General features: G+C 63.7%; 15 protein-coding genes. 7 read left to right on the top strand and 8 right to left on the bottom strand.

All coding sequences use genetic code 11. The features are described 5' to 3' along the window. Positions 1 to 189: 189 nt before the first annotated feature. The 3 genes from dnaK (at position 190) to pmtA (ending at position 4,179) form a co-directional block, all read left to right on the top strand. Complete coding sequence (dnaK, locus tag NKJ78_RS11950; protein WP_023673200.1) at positions 190 to 2,106, top strand: molecular chaperone DnaK; 1,917 nt, start codon at positions 190 to 192, stop codon at positions 2,104 to 2,106. Positions 2,107 to 2,325: 219 nt separating this feature from the next. Next, on the top strand, positions 2,326 to 3,456 hold the full coding sequence (gene dnaJ / locus NKJ78_RS11945) for a molecular chaperone DnaJ (protein WP_023681322.1): 1,131 nt from the start codon (positions 2,326 to 2,328) through the stop codon (positions 3,454 to 3,456). Positions 3,457 to 3,573: 117 nt separating this feature from the next. After that, positions 3,574 to 4,179, top strand: coding sequence for a phospholipid N-methyltransferase PmtA (pmtA, locus tag NKJ78_RS11940; RefSeq protein WP_023681321.1), 606 nt, complete (start codon positions 3,574 to 3,576; stop codon positions 4,177 to 4,179). Between the two features lie 96 nt (positions 4,180 to 4,275). On the opposite strand, the gene NKJ78_RS11935 is transcribed toward pmtA, so the two are convergent. After that, positions 4,276 to 5,184, bottom strand: a complete 909-nt coding sequence (locus tag NKJ78_RS11935; RefSeq protein WP_352460007.1) for a LysR family transcriptional regulator — start codon at positions 5,182 to 5,184, stop codon at positions 4,276 to 4,278. 122 nt (positions 5,185 to 5,306) lie between these two features. Between NKJ78_RS11935 and NKJ78_RS11930 the strand changes: the two genes are divergently transcribed. From NKJ78_RS11930 to NKJ78_RS11915, 4 genes are all read left to right on the top strand, one after another. Then, positions 5,307 to 5,918: a LysE family translocator gene (locus tag NKJ78_RS11930; RefSeq protein WP_023739797.1), complete on the top strand. Its 612-nt coding sequence runs from the start codon at positions 5,307 to 5,309 to the stop codon at positions 5,916 to 5,918. Between the two features lie 120 nt (positions 5,919 to 6,038). Beyond that, positions 6,039 to 6,635: an NADPH-dependent FMN reductase gene (locus NKJ78_RS11925; RefSeq protein WP_023739798.1), complete on the top strand. Its 597-nt coding sequence runs from the start codon at positions 6,039 to 6,041 to the stop codon at positions 6,633 to 6,635. Further along, positions 6,632 to 7,345, top strand: a complete 714-nt coding sequence (gene pyrF, locus NKJ78_RS11920) for an orotidine-5'-phosphate decarboxylase (protein ID WP_023739799.1) — start codon at positions 6,632 to 6,634, stop codon at positions 7,343 to 7,345. Before NKJ78_RS11925 ends, pyrF begins: the two co-directional genes overlap by 4 nt. A gap of 13 nt (positions 7,346 to 7,358) precedes the next feature. Then, the gene (locus NKJ78_RS11915) at positions 7,359 to 7,646 is read left to right on the top strand and encodes a DUF1330 domain-containing protein (protein ID WP_023739800.1); all 288 of its coding nucleotides are present in this window, start codon (positions 7,359 to 7,361) and stop codon (positions 7,644 to 7,646) included. 18 nt (positions 7,647 to 7,664) lie between these two features. On the opposite strand, the gene NKJ78_RS11910 is transcribed toward NKJ78_RS11915, so the two are convergent. The 7 genes from NKJ78_RS11910 to NKJ78_RS11880 form a co-directional block, all read right to left on the bottom strand. Beyond that, positions 7,665 to 8,918, bottom strand: a complete 1,254-nt coding sequence (locus tag NKJ78_RS11910) for a low temperature requirement protein A (protein ID WP_031253429.1) — start codon at positions 8,916 to 8,918, stop codon at positions 7,665 to 7,667. Positions 8,919 to 9,008: 90 nt separating this feature from the next. Beyond that, positions 9,009 to 10,070 carry a D-alanine--D-alanine ligase family protein gene (locus NKJ78_RS11905; RefSeq protein WP_023739802.1) on the bottom strand — a complete coding sequence of 354 codons (1,062 nt, stop codon included), beginning with the start codon at positions 10,068 to 10,070 and terminating at the stop codon, positions 9,009 to 9,011. Positions 10,071 to 10,165: 95 nt separating this feature from the next. Continuing rightward, the gene (locus NKJ78_RS11900; protein WP_031253428.1) at positions 10,166 to 11,041 is read right to left on the bottom strand and encodes an SMP-30/gluconolactonase/LRE family protein; all 876 of its coding nucleotides are present in this window, start codon (positions 11,039 to 11,041) and stop codon (positions 10,166 to 10,168) included. Further along, positions 11,041 to 11,682: a 2-dehydro-3-deoxy-6-phosphogalactonate aldolase gene (locus NKJ78_RS11895; RefSeq protein ID WP_023739804.1), complete on the bottom strand. Its 642-nt coding sequence runs from the start codon at positions 11,680 to 11,682 to the stop codon at positions 11,041 to 11,043. The genes NKJ78_RS11900 and NKJ78_RS11895 overlap by 1 nt, the downstream gene beginning before the upstream one ends. A 22-nt stretch (positions 11,683 to 11,704) precedes the next feature. Next, a complete protein-coding gene (locus tag NKJ78_RS11890) occupies positions 11,705 to 12,649 on the bottom strand; it encodes a 2-dehydro-3-deoxygalactonokinase (protein ID WP_352460030.1) in 945 nt (314 codons plus the stop codon). Positions 12,650 to 12,654: 5 nt separating this feature from the next. Further along, positions 12,655 to 13,422, bottom strand: coding sequence for an SDR family NAD(P)-dependent oxidoreductase (locus NKJ78_RS11885; RefSeq protein WP_352460008.1), 768 nt, complete (start codon positions 13,420 to 13,422; stop codon positions 12,655 to 12,657). Between the two features lie 169 nt (positions 13,423 to 13,591). Next, positions 13,592 to 14,941 carry a putative bifunctional diguanylate cyclase/phosphodiesterase gene (locus NKJ78_RS11880; protein WP_023681311.1) on the bottom strand — a complete coding sequence of 450 codons (1,350 nt, stop codon included), beginning with the start codon at positions 14,939 to 14,941 and terminating at the stop codon, positions 13,592 to 13,594. Positions 14,942 to 15,016 lie beyond the last annotated feature (75 nt).

Raw genomic sequence — 15,016 nt, 5'->3', positions numbered from 1 at the left:
AGGCGCCAAGCGCGGCGCGGTGGATGCCATGCGCAGAATGCTTGCGCCCGATGCCGCCTGTTCTTATATACGCGCCAAGCCGCCCAGTGCCGGAATGCCGGTTGCCGGAGCGGAATTTCTTGTGAACAGGGGCTTTCGTCGGAACGCCTTACGGGTCCTGAGAGCCTGCTTAGCGGAGAGACTAGAAAAATGGCAAAAGTAATCGGTATCGATCTCGGCACCACCAACTCCTGCATCGCCATCATGGATGGCAAGGAGCCCAAGGTCATTGAAAATGCGGAAGGCGCGCGCACGACGCCTTCCATCGTCGCCATCTCGGGCGACGGCGAACGTCTCGTCGGCCAGCCGGCCAAGCGCCAGGCGGTCACCAATCCTGAAAACACCATCTTCGCGGTCAAGCGCCTGATCGGCCGCCGCTATGACGACCCGGTGACGGAGAAGGACAAGAAGCTTGTCCCCTACAAGATCGTCAAGGGCGACAATGGCGATGCCTGGGTCGAGGCCGGCGGCAAGAAGCAGTCGCCCAGCCAAATCTCGGCCATGATCCTGCAGAAGATGAAGGAAACGGCGGAGGCCTATCTCGGCGAGAAGGTCGAGAAGGCGGTCATCACCGTTCCGGCCTATTTCAATGACGCCCAGCGCCAGGCCACCAAGGACGCCGGCAAGATCGCCGGCCTTGAGGTGCTGCGCATCATCAACGAGCCGACGGCTGCAGCACTTGCCTACGGCCTCGACAAGAAGGATGGCAAGACCATTGCCGTCTATGACCTTGGCGGCGGCACGTTCGACATTTCGGTGCTCGAAATCGGCGACGGCGTGTTCGAAGTGAAGTCGACCAATGGCGACACCTTCCTCGGCGGCGAGGATTTCGACATGCGTCTCGTCGAATACCTGGCGGCCGAGTTCAAGAAGGAACAGGGCATCGACCTGAAGAACGACAAGCTTGCGCTGCAGCGCCTCAAGGAGGCGGCTGAAAAGGCCAAGATCGAGCTGTCGTCGACGACGCAGACCGAAATCAACCTGCCCTTCATCACCGCCGACGCGACCGGCCCCAAGCACCTGACGCTGAAGCTGACCCGCGCCAAGTTCGAGCAGCTGGTCGACGATCTCGTCCAGCGCACCATCGAGCCCTGCAAGGCGGCGCTCAAGGATGCCGGGCTGAAGGCTGGCGAGATCGACGAAGTGGTCCTGGTCGGCGGCATGACCCGCATGCCCAAGATCCAGGAGATCGTGAAGCAGTTCTTCGGCAAGGAGCCGCACAAGGGCGTCAACCCGGATGAAGTCGTCGCTTTGGGCGCCGCCATCCAGGCCGGCGTGCTGCAGGGCGACGTGAAGGACGTGCTGCTGCTCGACGTGACGCCGCTGTCGCTCGGCATCGAGACGCTGGGTGGCGTGTTCACCCGCCTGATCGAACGCAACACGACGATCCCGACCAAGAAGAGCCAGGTGTTCTCGACCGCTGAAGACAGTCAGTCGGCCGTGACCATCCGCGTCTTCCAGGGCGAGCGTGAAATGGCCGCCGACAACAAGGCGCTCGGCCAGTTCGACCTGGTCGGCATTCCGCCGGCGCCGCGCGGCGTGCCGCAGATCGAGGTCACTTTCGACATCGACGCCAACGGCATCGTCAACGTTTCGGCCAAGGACAAGGGCACCGGCAAGGAGCACCAGATCCGCATCCAGGCCTCTGGTGGCCTTTCGGACGCCGACATCGAGAAGATGGTCAAGGACGCCGAAGCCAATGCCGAGACCGACAAGCAGCGGCGTGCTTTGGTCGAGGCCCGCAACCAGGCCGAGGCGCTGGTGCACTCCTCCGAGAAGTCGCTGAAGGAATATGGCGACAAGGTTTCGGAAACCGAGCGCACGGCGATATCGGAGGCTATCACGGCGCTGAAGGCTGCTGCCGAAGGCGACGATGCCGCCGACATCGAGGCCAAGTCGCAGACGCTTGCCGAAGCATCCATGAAGCTCGGCCAGGCCATGTACGAAGCTTCGCAGAAGGAAGCGGCGGAAGCCGACGCCAAGGCGGACGCGGCCAAGGATAGCGATGTGGTCGACGCCGATTTCGAGGAAATCGACGAAAACGACGAGAAGAAGAAGTCGGCCTGACCGGTTGACGGCAAATAAAGCGGAAAGCCCGGCGCAAAGCCGGGCTTTTTTGCAACCCTCGCTGAAAAAGTGCGGGCCTTGCCGAAAAAGTCACTGAAAAACACAGGCACAAGCGCGCCGGCCCTAGCATCCGGGCAGCACCGCTCCTAAATCGAGACAACGTGCCGGCAAACGACGCAACATGCATCAAGACGTTGAGCATCCGGACTGCGGGAAAAGATGAAAGCTGATTTCTACGAGACGCTGGGCGTGCAAAAAGGCGCCGACGAGAAGGAGCTCAAGAGTGCTTTCCGCAAGCTTGCCATGCAGTTCCATCCCGACCGCAATCCCGGCGATCACTCCTGCGAGCACAAGTTCAAGGAAATCAACGAAGCCTACGAAACGCTGAAGGACCCGCAGAAGCGCGCGGCCTATGACCGTTTCGGTCACGCCGCCTTCGAGCAGGGCGGCATGAATGGCGGCGCGCAAGGTTTTGGCGCCGGCGGCTTCGCCGACATTTTCGAAGATATTTTCGGCGACATGATGGGCGGGCGCCAGCGCCGCTCGTCGGGCGGCCGCGAACGCGGCGCCGATTTGCGCTACAATATGGAAATCACGCTGGAAGAAGCGTTTGCCGGCAAGACCGCGCAAATCCGCGTGCCGGCCTCGATCTCATGCACGGAATGCTCCGGGACCGGCGCCAAGCCCGGCACCCAGCCGGTGACCTGCTCGATGTGCCATGGCCACGGCAAGGTACGAGCGACGCAAGGCTTCTTCTCGATCGAGCGTACCTGCCCGCAATGCCAAGGCCGCGGCCAGACGATCAAGGACCCGTGCCCGAAATGCGCCGGCCAGGGCCGCGTCACCGAGGAACGCTCGCTGTCGGTCAATATCCCGGCCGGCATCGAGGACGGCACCCGCATCCGGCTTGCCAATGAGGGCGAGGCGGGCCTGCGCGGCGGCCCATCGGGCGACCTCTATATTTTCCTGGCGGTGAAGCCGCATGAATTCTTCCAGCGCGACGGCGCCGATCTCTACTGCAAGGTGCCGATATCGATGACGACGGCCGCCCTTGGCGGCTCGTTCGAGGTGACTACGCTGGACGGCAGTCAGACCAAGGTGAAAGTGACCGAAGGCACGCAGAACGGCCGCCAGTTCCGCCTCAAGGGCAAGGGCATGCCGGTGCTGCGTCAGCCCAATGTCGGCGACCTCTATATCCAGACCGCGGTCGAAACGCCGCAAAACCTGTCGCGCCGCCAGCGCGAGCTGCTGGAAGAGTTCGAGCAGCTGTCGTCGAAGGACAATTCGCCCCAGTCGAGCGGCTTTTTCGCCCGCATGAAGGACTTTTTTGAATCCTTCGGCGAGCACTGAACCCAAACTAAGGCCGCCACGCTTCCCGAACGTCATCAACATCTTATGCCAGATCGCGCCTTGCCTTGGACCTGTTAGCTGCTAAGTAGCGTTCGGGGAGTGTTGAGGAGAACTTGCATGGCACGTGGTCCGGGATTGCGGAAGGCGCTGGCGGAAAAGTTCGACGACGAACTCAAATTCTTCAAAGGCTGGATCGACAAGCCGAAGTCGGTCGGTTCGATCGTGCCGACAAGCTCCGTCACCGCCCGCAAGATGGCTTCCATCGTCAATCCGAAGTCCGGCCTGCCGGTGCTTGAAGTCGGCCCCGGCACAGGCGTCATCACGCGTGCAATCCTCGCCCAGGGCGTTAAGCCCGAAAACCTCTACGCGGTCGAATATTCCACCGATTTCGTGCGCCATCTGCGCCAGCTCTATCCCGGCGTCAACGTCATCGAGGGCGATGCCTTCAATCTCAACGCCACGCTTGGCGAGAAGAGCGGTATGGTTTTCGATTCCGTCGTCTCCGGCGTGCCGCTGCTCAATTTCCCGGTCGCACAGCGGATCGCCTATATTGAAAGCCTGCTAGACCGCATCCCGGTTGGACGGCCGATCGTACAGCTGACCTATGGGCCGTTGTCGCCGATCCCGCCCGGCCGCGGCAATTACACGGTCAAGCATTTCGACTTCATCTTCCGCAACATCCCGCCGACGCAGCTGTGGATCTACCGGCGCGAAGCGCATTAGCTTGGTATCGAGAGCCGAAGAAGTCTCTGGCGCCTTGTAGAGGATCGACGTCTCCCGAAGGAAGCTCGATTGAGGGTCGATCCACATCCTTGACTGTTATCCGCCTCGCAAACTCGTGGCGACCTCTCTGATCGCCGCGCACACGGCCCGCACGGCCGTTGCTTCGGCGCTGCTGGAGAACAGAAGCAGCAGAGGCCGACGCGCACGCGGCTCAAGAGGACGCCTCGCGACGGTTCGCTGCCAATCGGCCGGAAACGCCAGGCCTGGCGCAACCGACAAACCGCGCCCGGCCCCAACCAGAGCAAGCAGCGCCGCCATATCGCTCGCCGACAGGATGACAACTGGCGCAACGCCAAAATCCTGGAACAATTCGGCAAGCATTGGTCCGCAGCCGCCGCTCGACATGATGAATGGCTGGCCGTCGAGAGCGCGGATCGGAAATGACCCGCCTTGGACTGAGTTCTTTTGCGGTGACGCCACAAAGAGTTCGTCGTCGACAAGTTCCTCGGCTTGGCAATTGCCGGCGATGTAGGACAGTCCAATATCGGCGGCACCGCGATCGACCCACTCCGCCACCTCGGTATCCGTGCCCAAGAGCAGTTCGACAGCAAGCTCCGGGTGCCGGACGGAAGTAATGTTCAACGCATATGGAGCAATCTTTACCGAGGCGCTGCTGACCAGCGCGAGCCGTACTCTGCCTTTGATGGAGTGTTCCCGTAGGCCGGCAAGACGGCCTAAAGCATGCAAAGCGGCGCGCGCCGCATCCAAAGCCGCCTCGCCGGTTGCGGTGAAAGCGACACCGCGCCGATCACGTATGACGAGGGGCGCGCCAACGATCTCCTCCAGCGCCTTCATTGCATGGCTTATGGCCGATTGAGAAAGACAGAGCCGCTCGGCGGTTTTCGTGAAGCTGCGCGTCTCGCTGAGCGATGTCAGGACGCGCACCATTGTGATGTTGATATTAGCTTTGTTCATGGCTGCCGAAATATCTTTCATTTCGCTCATATTAGAGAGCGCTGTAGGTTTGTGAAGATGAGGGAAACGACCCTCGAAATCGCGGCGAGCGGCTTCCTGGCCTCTCTGGCATGCAGGCGTGCGGTACGACGAGCCTGAAATTGGAGCTTCGCATGAGCTACCTTCCGCAATTCCTGACACTTGCTTCAGTGTTCCTGCTCGGCGCGATGAGCCCGGGACCCGATTTTGTAGCCGTGACTTCCCATGCGCTGATCAGCCGTCGCGCGGGGTTCCATGTGGCGCTTGGCATTGCCGCAGCGATCATGGTGTGGGCGGCTCTCGCGATGTTTGGCCTGGGCCTCGTACTGACGCAGGTTGCATGGGCTCACCTTGCCGTCCGGATCGCCGGCGCCGTGTATCTCGGTTACCTGGGCAGCAAGATCCTTTTGTCGGCTTGGCAGGCGCAGCCACCGCTGGCCGTCAGTGGCGCAGAGACTACGGCTCCTTGGCGAAGCGGCTTCGTTGTCGGAATTACAAATCCGAAGACGGCCGCCTTCTTCGCGAGCCTGTTCATATCGGTATTGCCGATGCAGGCTCCGATCTGGGTCCAGGCAGTATCGCTGGCCATAATCGGGCTGGTCGCGATGGCGTGGTTTGGGCTTGTCGCGCTGATGTTCTCCACTAGAAGGGTTCGGGCGGCATATGGCAGCGTCCGCAGGCCGATAGATGCCTTGCTCGGAGTTGCACTCATCGCGCTGAGTGCAAGAATTGCGGTCACCCACTAGCAATAGCCCAGCTGCTCGGCACACCTTCGCGCGCTTGCCCCCCGATCGTTTCCGTTTTTTGAGCCAGTGCGTTGATTTGCGCGGCCTCTGGCTGTACCTGTCCGGGAACAAGAGTGGCCAATGGCTGTGATCGCGAAAATCCTCGTCTTCGCCGGCTCGGTGCGCAGCGGCGCCTTCAGCGGCAGGACCGCCGATGTGGCGCAGAAGGAGCTGGCCATGCAAGGCGCCGAGGTGACGCGCATTTCGCTGGCCGACTATCCGCTGCCGATCATCGACGAGGACCTCGAAAAGGAAAAAGGCGTTCCCGACAACGCCGTGAAGCTCGGCCGGCTGATCGCCGCCCATGACGGGCTGCTGATCGCGACGCCGGAATATAATGGCTCGATCCCGCCACTGCTCAAGAACACGATCGACTGGGTAAGCCGGGTGCGCCTGGATGGCGGCCGGCCGGTGAGGCCATTTGTCGGCAAGGTCGCCGGCCTGTGCTCGTCTTCGAACGGACATTTCGCCGGGATCCGCTGCATCAACCATCTGCGCGCCGTGCTGGTGCGCTGCCAGCTGGAGATGGTGACGCCGGAATGCTCGGTATCCGATGGCGGCAGTGCCTTCGACGGCGACGGCAATTTCAGGGATGATAGACTGACCAAATCGATGGAGCACCTATGCCGCACGCTGATCGAAACCTCGCGCATGCTAGCGACCCGGACCGGGGCATGATTTCCACAGCCATGCAGGCCCATACCATGAGAGACAGGCTGATCGTCGGCCTCGACGTGCCGACGGTGAAAGAGGCCGAACAGGCGGTGCGCGAACTCGACGGCGTCGTCTCCTTCTACAAGATCGGCTATCAGCTGGCCTTCGCCGGCGGGCTCGACTTCGCCAGGGAGTTGGCCAGCGGCGGCACCAGAATCTTCCTCGACATGAAGCTGCTCGACATCGACCACACGGTGGCCAAGGGTGTCGAGAACATCGTGCGCATGGGCATGACCATGCTGACCATCCACGCCTATCCCAAGGCTATGCGGGCCGCGGTGGAGGTCGCCAGGGGCAGCGACCTGTGCCTGCTGGCGGTCAGCGTGCTGACCTCGATGGACGAGCAGGACGTGATCGACGCCGGCTATGAATATGACCCGCACACGCTGGTGCTGAGGCGCGCCGAACAGGCGCTGCATGCAGGCATGGGCGGCGTCGTCTGCTCGGCCGAGGAGGCGGAAGCGGTGCGCCGCATCGTCGGACCCGACCTGGCGGTGGTGACGCCGGGGATACGGCCCAAGGGCAGCGACCATGGCGACCAGAAACGCGTGGTGACGCCCGGCCAGGCGATCCGCAACGGCTCCAGCCACCTTGTTGTGGGCCGGCCAATCGTGGCGGCAAGCGACAGGCGCGCGGCGGCGGAAGCCATACTGGAAGAGATGCGCGCCGCGTAACGAGGAGAAGAAAATGCCAAAGGGATACTGGATCGCCCGCGTCGATGTGCGCGACGCCGAAGGTTACAAGGACTATGTCGCTGCCGCCAAGCTCGCTTTCGACCGTTTCGACGTGAAGTTCCTTGCCCGTGGCGGTGAGCATGAAAAGGCCGAGGGGCCTAGCCGCGCCCGCAATGTCATTATCGAGTTCGAATCGCTGGCGATGGCGCATGACTGCTACCACTCGCCGGAATACCAACGCGCCGTCGCCATCCGTCAGAAAGTGGCCGATGGCGAGATCGTGCTGGTCGAGGGTATCTGACGCGCGAAGCTGCTCTGCTCAGTGCGGCGCTTCCTCCTGCGCCAGCACCTCCAGTTGATGGCGGTGCCCCGACAGCTCATAGCCGACAACGGTGACGGCCGGCGCTAGCGTGAGTAAGATGAGGCAGACCGCCATGTCGACGCCGGCAAGGGCGGCGATGATGGCAAGTGCGACGACCGCAGCCGTTCCCGCCAGCAGCCAGACGTGGAGGGGATCGAAGCGCTGGACGAGATAATAATACAGCGCATAGATCGCCCCCAGGAACACGCCTAGCGGAATGGCGACTGACAGCAGGGTCGCTACCGGGCCGTTATGGGTCTTGTGCTCGATGAAATAGGCCGCGACATGCAGCCCGGCGCCGGTGGCGACGATGGCAGCGACGATCACCATCTGGCCATAGCCCCAGACGAAGGAACGGCTGCGGTGCTGGTGCAGCACCGTCCCCGAGGGCAGCATGTAATAGACCCACCACATGCCGAAGGTGAGACCCATTCCGGCAATGCCAATCAAGGCGGCATCGAGGTTCCAGCCCTGCTCCTCGACCACGGCCGACAGCGTCGCCAGCGTGCCGACCACCCCTTCGCCCAGCGCGATAATGGCGAACAGGCTGTAGCGCTCGGCGACGTGATGCGCGTGCCAGGGCGTGCCGCCATCCCGGCGTTCGGCGATGACCGGTCCGGCAAGCTCGATGAGAAGCAGGACCGCGCCGAAAGCCAGGCTCGTCGCCAGCGAGAAATCGACCAGGATCTGCACCACCCAGCCGATCTGGGCGATCGCGATGGCGATGGCATAGGTGAGACAGGCACGCCGCCGCCCAAGGTCCTGCCGCGCCGCGCGCAGCCATTGGAAGATCATGGCGACGCGCATGATGACGTAGCCCAGCACCATGACCGAATTGTTGAGGTGTTCGCCATGCTCGATCGAGGCGAACATGCGCGGCAGGCCGATGGCCAGCACCAGCACGCCGATCATCTGCACCATGGTGACGAGGCGGAAGATCCAATCGTCGGTGTCATAGGCGGAGGAAAACCAGGAGAAATTGATCCACGCCCAGCAGATGGCGAAGCTGGCAAAGCCGAAGCCGATCAGCGCCGCCGCGTAGTTGCCCTCGGCAAGGGCGTGCGCCAGTTGCGCGGCGGCAAGGCTGAAGGCGGTGACGAAGGTCAGATCGAACAGCAGCTCGAGCGGCGTGGCGACGCGATGCGCCTCGTGCGGATCGCGCCCGGCCATGCGCCTGATGTGATGGTGGAGGGAGCTTGCTGGTGTGCTCATCGCGCGGCCTTGCCTGAGGACTGTCCCGCGACACTAAAGGTGGAGCAAAAGCCGTCAAGGCGCGGTAGGTCGCGCTGGTCCCTCGACCGTTCAGATCGCCTGTCGGTTCAGTCGGTTCGCCGCCGTCTCGGCAACCGCATCGGCCAGCGTCATGCCCCATTGCATCAGGCAATAGGCGCGGAAATCGAAGCAGGGCAGGCCGGGACAGACCTCGAACTCGATGAGGTGGACATGGTCGTTAGCCTCGACCCTGAAATCGAGGGAAAACACGTCTCGCAGGCCGAGCCCGCTGACCAGCCGCTCGGCGATGCGGCGGATGGTTGCCGCGGCTGCCGGCTGGGTGTCGGCAACCGCCTCCAGCACCGGCTCGCTGTATAGTCCAGCCGCCTTGGCGGCCTCGCCGGTGTCGCCGTAAAGCGCCATCGAGTCCGCCATGGTCTGGAAATCGCCGCCGGAGTCGACGAATGCAACGCCGAGCGCTTCCGCCCCGGCATCCGTTTGCAGCCCAAGGAAGCTGGCGCGGACATTGCGACCGCCGACATAGGGCTGGACGACGACATCGTCGCGATAAGCGGCATAGACCCGCCGGCTAAGCTCCAGCGCATGGGCCAGGTCGTTGCAGCGTGAATCCGGCCAGATGCCTACCTTGGAGCCGAGCCGGTTCGGCTTGACGAACCAGCCGGCTTCCGAAGCTGGCGGGTCGGCCAGCCAGCGGCCGTCGCGGGCCAGGCCTGCCTGCGGCGCCGGCAGGCCGAGCGCGCAAAGCACGGCGCCGGAACGGAACTTGTCCTGGCAAAGCGCGAACAGCGCATCGTCGGCTCCGATGGTTCTAAGCCCATTCAGCCTGGCAAGTGCGGGCGCTGCAGCACCGCGGAAATAGGCAATGCCGTCGGTCAGCGTCCAGACCAGCGTGGTTGCGGGATCGGCCTTCGCCAGCGCGCTTGCCGCATCGTCGAGTGCAACCGGCATAAAGGCGAGGCCGCGCCGCCCGCAAGTGGCGGTGATTTCATCGAATTCGGGCGCGAGATCGGTCGATTGCGCCAGATAGGACGAGATTTCCAGGGCGCGCTCGGCGGGAAAGCCGTCGGCGACCAGCCGGTCGAGACAGGCCTTTTCCGGCTCATGGACGAGGATCAGGGTCGGGCGCGGCATGGATCAGGACCTTCGGTGGTGTTGTCCCACCATGGCATGGCCCCTGCTTCAGACTTGCGCGAAACCGACCGAGGCGGACGCCTGCGCGACAGCGCTCAGGCGATGACCACGCGCGGCTCGAAGCGGCCGTTGACGGGGATGTCGAGCAGGAAGGTCATGCCGGCCTGTGGGTCGAGCTTGCGCTGCTTGTCGTCCTTGCCTTTCCAGGCCGAGGTCACCGCCAGCCGATCGGCCTTGGCCCCGACAAAGGCCGGGCACGAGGACTGCCCCGCCGGCACGGCAATTTCGCGCAACAATGTGCCATCTGGCGAATAGGCCTTGACCGCCTTGCCGCCCCAGACGGCGTTCCACAGCACGCCGTCGCGATCAACGACCGAGCCGTCGACAAAGCCCTTGGACGAGCGATGGTCAACGAACACTTTGGACTCGCCGATCGGCAGACCCGTTGCCGGATCGCAGGCGACGCGCATCAACAGGCCGGTCGAGGTATCGGTGTAGTAGGCGATCGTTCCATCCTGCGAGAAACAGATCGAGTTCGACACGGTGATGCCGGTGTAAAGCGTGCGCAATTCTCCCTTGAAGAACCAGTAGATGGCGCCCGCGCCCTTCTCCTCACCCTTGCCCATCGTGCCGACCCAGAAGGCGCCACAAGGGTGGACGCGCGAATCGTTGGAGCGGGTCAGCGCATTGTCGGCCTCGATAGGCGTATGCAGCGTCAGCTTGCCGGTCGAGACGTCGCGGACATGCAGGCCGGTCTCGGTGGCGATGAGCTGGCGATTGTCGTCGATAATGGCGATGGCGCTGGCCATCTGGCCGAGCTCATGGACCTTCCGCGCGCTGGACGTGACACCCTGCTCCACCAAAAGCCCGTTGACGATGTCGAACCAGAACAGCGTGTCGGTGGCGGGATCGTAGCTCGGCCCCTCGCCGAGTTCACAGACATGGTCCGAAAAAACCGAAACCTTGTCCATCATGCCGCTCCGCCGAAGGCCGCATCCCAGGCCGTCACCGCCGCCTGCGCGCGCGAGGCCACCTCGTCGACGCTCATGCCGGGTTTGAACAGGCTGGAGCCAAGACCAAAAGCAGTCACCCCAGCGGCTTTGTAGCCGGCAAAGTCTTTGTCGGAAACGCCGCCGACGGCGCCGACCACGGTATCGGCCGGCAGCACGGCCCGCATCGCCGAAATGCCGCTAGGCCCGAGCACGCTTGCCGGGAAGAATTTGAGCGCCGAAGCCCCAAGCCTAATCGCCTGAAAAGCTTCGGTGGGGGTGAACACGCCTGGCATCGTCACCATGCCATGGTGCATGGCGCGGGCCATGACTTCGGCATCGATGTTGGGGCTGACCAGCAGCCTCCCGCCGGCCTTGGCCAGGGCGTCGACATCGGCTGAAGTCAGCACCGTGCCGGCGCCGACCAGCGTTGTCTTGGGCAATGCGGTGACAATGCTGGCGATCGATGAAAACGGCTCCGGCGAATTGAGCGGCACCTCGATGGCTTCGATGCCGGCGTCAAACAGCGCCTGGCAGATGGCAACCGCCTCGCTGGGTTTGAGGCCGCGCAGAATGGCGACAAGACCACGCTTGAGCTTCGGGAAGGGGGCGGTCTGGGTCACGCTGTCACTCCACTCTGGTGAGTCATTTGGCGATCATGCCATTTTCCCGCGCTGCCTCGATAAGGCCGGCACGCACCGCCTCGTCGGCGTCGACCGTCCTGACGGCAAGCCCTGCAAGGTCGAGCGCCTGGCGGTAGAGGGCTGCTAGCGACCCCGAGGCGACCAGCACGATTGCGGTGGTGCTTTCGCCATAGCGGCGGCCCGCCGAGGCGATCTCGCCGCCGATCAGCAGGCCGGACAGGCAAGCGGCGGCATCGTCGGCCTTGAGGTCCTGCAGCAGGCCGGCGGCGCGGATCGAGAACAGCCGCGAGGTGACATCGCCGCCCTCGGCCAAAGCCTTGCGGCACCATTCCTGGAAGAACGGATTGTCCGGAATGACCGGCTTCGGGCTCTCGCCCAGCGAATGGCGCAGGATCGAGTGAGTGGCCAGCACCGAAAACAGCTCGCCGGTCGGGCAGGTGCAGAAGCCGTCGACCGCGCCGTCTTCGACCAGAACCCATTTCGAATGGGTGCCGGGCATGCAGACGAGATGGCGACCTTTTGCCGGCAAACCGGCGCCGGCAAGCTGGGTTTCCTCGCCGCGCATTACGTCCGGCGCATCTTCCAGGCGCTGCGCCAGGCCAGGCACGATGCGGATGTCGCGGCGCTGGCCGGGAATGCGGGCGGCCCCCGCGAGGATGGCACTGAGCGGCGCCGGCACGGTGACGTAAGGCGCTTCCAGCCAACCCTGGCGCGAGCCGGCCATGCCGCAGATGATGACCGGCAGTGTGTCAGGTGCGCCGAGCGCCGCCAGATGGCCCTCGAGGATGGTCGAAAAGCCTTTTTGCTGCGCGGTGATCAACCCATCATCGCCGCGACGCTCGGCAAGCACCCCGCCCGCCTCGTCGACCAGCCAGACCCGCATGCGGGTCGTGCCCCAGTCGACGGCGGCGACTGCTGGCGTGCCTTTTGCCGGATTTTGATTCACCGCGCTCACAGGAAACCCCCGTCGACGATCAACATCTGCGCCGTCAGCATACGCGAGGCGTCGGAGGCCAGGAACAGCACCGTGCCGACGATGTCGTCGGGCTGCATGACCTGCTTGATGCATTGCTTGGCGACATGGGCGGCGAGCCTCTCCTCGGTGACCCAGAGTTCCCTTTGCCGCTCGGTGATCACCCAGCCCGGCGCAATCGCATTGACGCGGATGCCATCGACCCCAAGCTTGCCGGCGAGACCCTTGGTGAGGCCGAGTATGCCGGCCTTGGCGGCGGTGTAGGCCGGCATATCGGGGTGGTTGATGAGATAGGAGGTCGAGGTGAAGTTGATGATCGACCCGCCGCCGGCCCGCTTCATGCCCGGCGCCACCGCCTGTGCGGTGAAGAAATGCGGGCGCAGATTGACGGCGAGATTGTTGTCCCAGAACTCGACGGTAACGTCGGCGACGTCGTGGCGTTCGTCCCATGCGGCATTGTTGACCAGCACGGTGACGTCGCCATGCGCCTCAGCCGCTTTGGCGGCCGAAGCGCGCAACGCCTCGACGTCGCGCAAATCGGTCTTGACGTAGAGCGGTCGCCGGCCAAGTTCTTTTTCGACGCGGTCGGCAAGCAGCGTGCTTGGGCCATCGGCGATGTCGATGAAGGCGACATGGGCGCCCTGGCGAACGAAGCCCTCGGTCAGTGCCGCACCAATTCCGGAACCGCCGCCGGTGATCAGCACCGAGGCTCCCCTGAGGTCGGCAAAATCGGCCGATGGCATCATATCTTCATCTCCCGGTCCGGTCGGCGCGCATCCTATCCAGCCAAGTCCGGGGAGCAAGGGCGAAAACGGCGATTTGATTGGCTTATGTCAGACAAAAGGCCGCAAGATGGCGGCCACAGTCGATCTTGGCTCGCGCCGCTGACTTGCTCGACGCAGGCCAGACCGCCGGTCAGACTGCCTTGGCGTAGAGGGCGCCGCGATAGGAATCGCGGAGGTAGCCGAGCGTGGCGTCGGCGTCGACCGGTTTGCCGAAGAGATAGCCCTGGCCGCCGGCGCAGCCGAACTGGACGAGGCGGTCGGCCTGCGCCTCCTCCTCGATGCCTTCGGCGACGACATCCATGCCGAGCCCTTCACACATGGCCAGAATGGCGCGGATGATGTGTTCCGACGGTCGGTCGTCGAGGATCGAGGAGACGAAGGCGCGGTCGATCTTGAGCTTGTCGAAATGGAATTCGCGCAAGCGGCCGAGCGAGGACTGGCCGGTGCCGAAATCGTCGAGCGAGACGCGGATGCCGACGCGACGCAGGTCCTCGACGATCTTCTCGGCCGAGGCCGGATCGTTCATCAGGCCGGTTTCGGTGATCTCGATCTCCAGCCGTCGCGGATCGAAGCCGGTGCGGTCGAGGATCGACAATATATGCAGGCCAGTGTTCTGGTCGACGAGCTGCGAGGGCGACAGGTTGAAGGACAGGAACAGGTCCTTCGGCCAGCTGCGCGCCGCTTCGGTCGCCTTGCGCAGCACCAGCTGCGATAGCGGGCCGATGATGCCGCGCTCTTCGGCGATCGGGATGAACACGGTCGGCGGCACCACGCCGAGGTCGCGATCGGTCCAGCGCGCCAGCGTCTCGAAGCCGATGGTGCGGCGGGTGGTCAGATCGACGATGGGCTGGAAATGCGGCTCGACCTCACCGGCCGAGACGGCGCGGCGCAGCGCCTGTTCGATGCGGGTGACGCGCTTGGCCGCCTCTTCCATTTCGCGGGTGTAGACGACGACGCGGCCACGGCCCGAACGCTTGGCGTGGTAGAGCGCCGTTTCGGCCTTGTTGACGAGGATTTCCGTGGTTTCGTCGCCGGAATAAAACAGCGAGCAGCCGACCGACGCCGAAAGCCTGGCGGTGCGTTCGCCGACATCGTAGGGCGCCGACAGGATTTCGATCATCATGCGCGACTTCTCGGCCGCCGCCTCCTCCGAGAACACCATCGGGTAGAGGAAGGCGAATTCGTCGGCGCCGATGCGGCAGACCGTAGAGTGGCTGTCCATCGAGGCGCGCAGCCGCATCGCCACCTGGATCAATATGTCGTCGCCGGCCTTGTGGCCGAACAGATCGTTGATCGGCTTGAAGCCGTCGAGGTCGAGAATGCCGACCGTGAACGGCGCGGGATCGTCTGCACGGTCGCTGATCAGGCGATCGACCTTGTCGAAGAAGCGGCGATGGTTGCCAAGCCCGGTCAGCGCATCGGTGAACGCCAGATCCGAGTTTTCCCTGCTTGCCTGCCCGGTGCCAAACGTCGTTTGCATCGGTATCCCTGTTTGTGACGCCCGAAATTTAGGCTGAGACTGGCAGCAAAGCGTTTAGGAAGCGTATCGCGAAAT

Origin of the sequence: Mesorhizobium sp. M0037 (assembly GCF_040323635.1) — a bacterium.
In the GTDB taxonomy this organism is placed as follows: Bacteria; Pseudomonadota; Alphaproteobacteria; order Rhizobiales; family Rhizobiaceae; genus Mesorhizobium.
The sequence above is the reverse complement of the archived record's forward strand: the minus strand, read 5'-3'. Positions and strand labels throughout refer to the sequence as shown.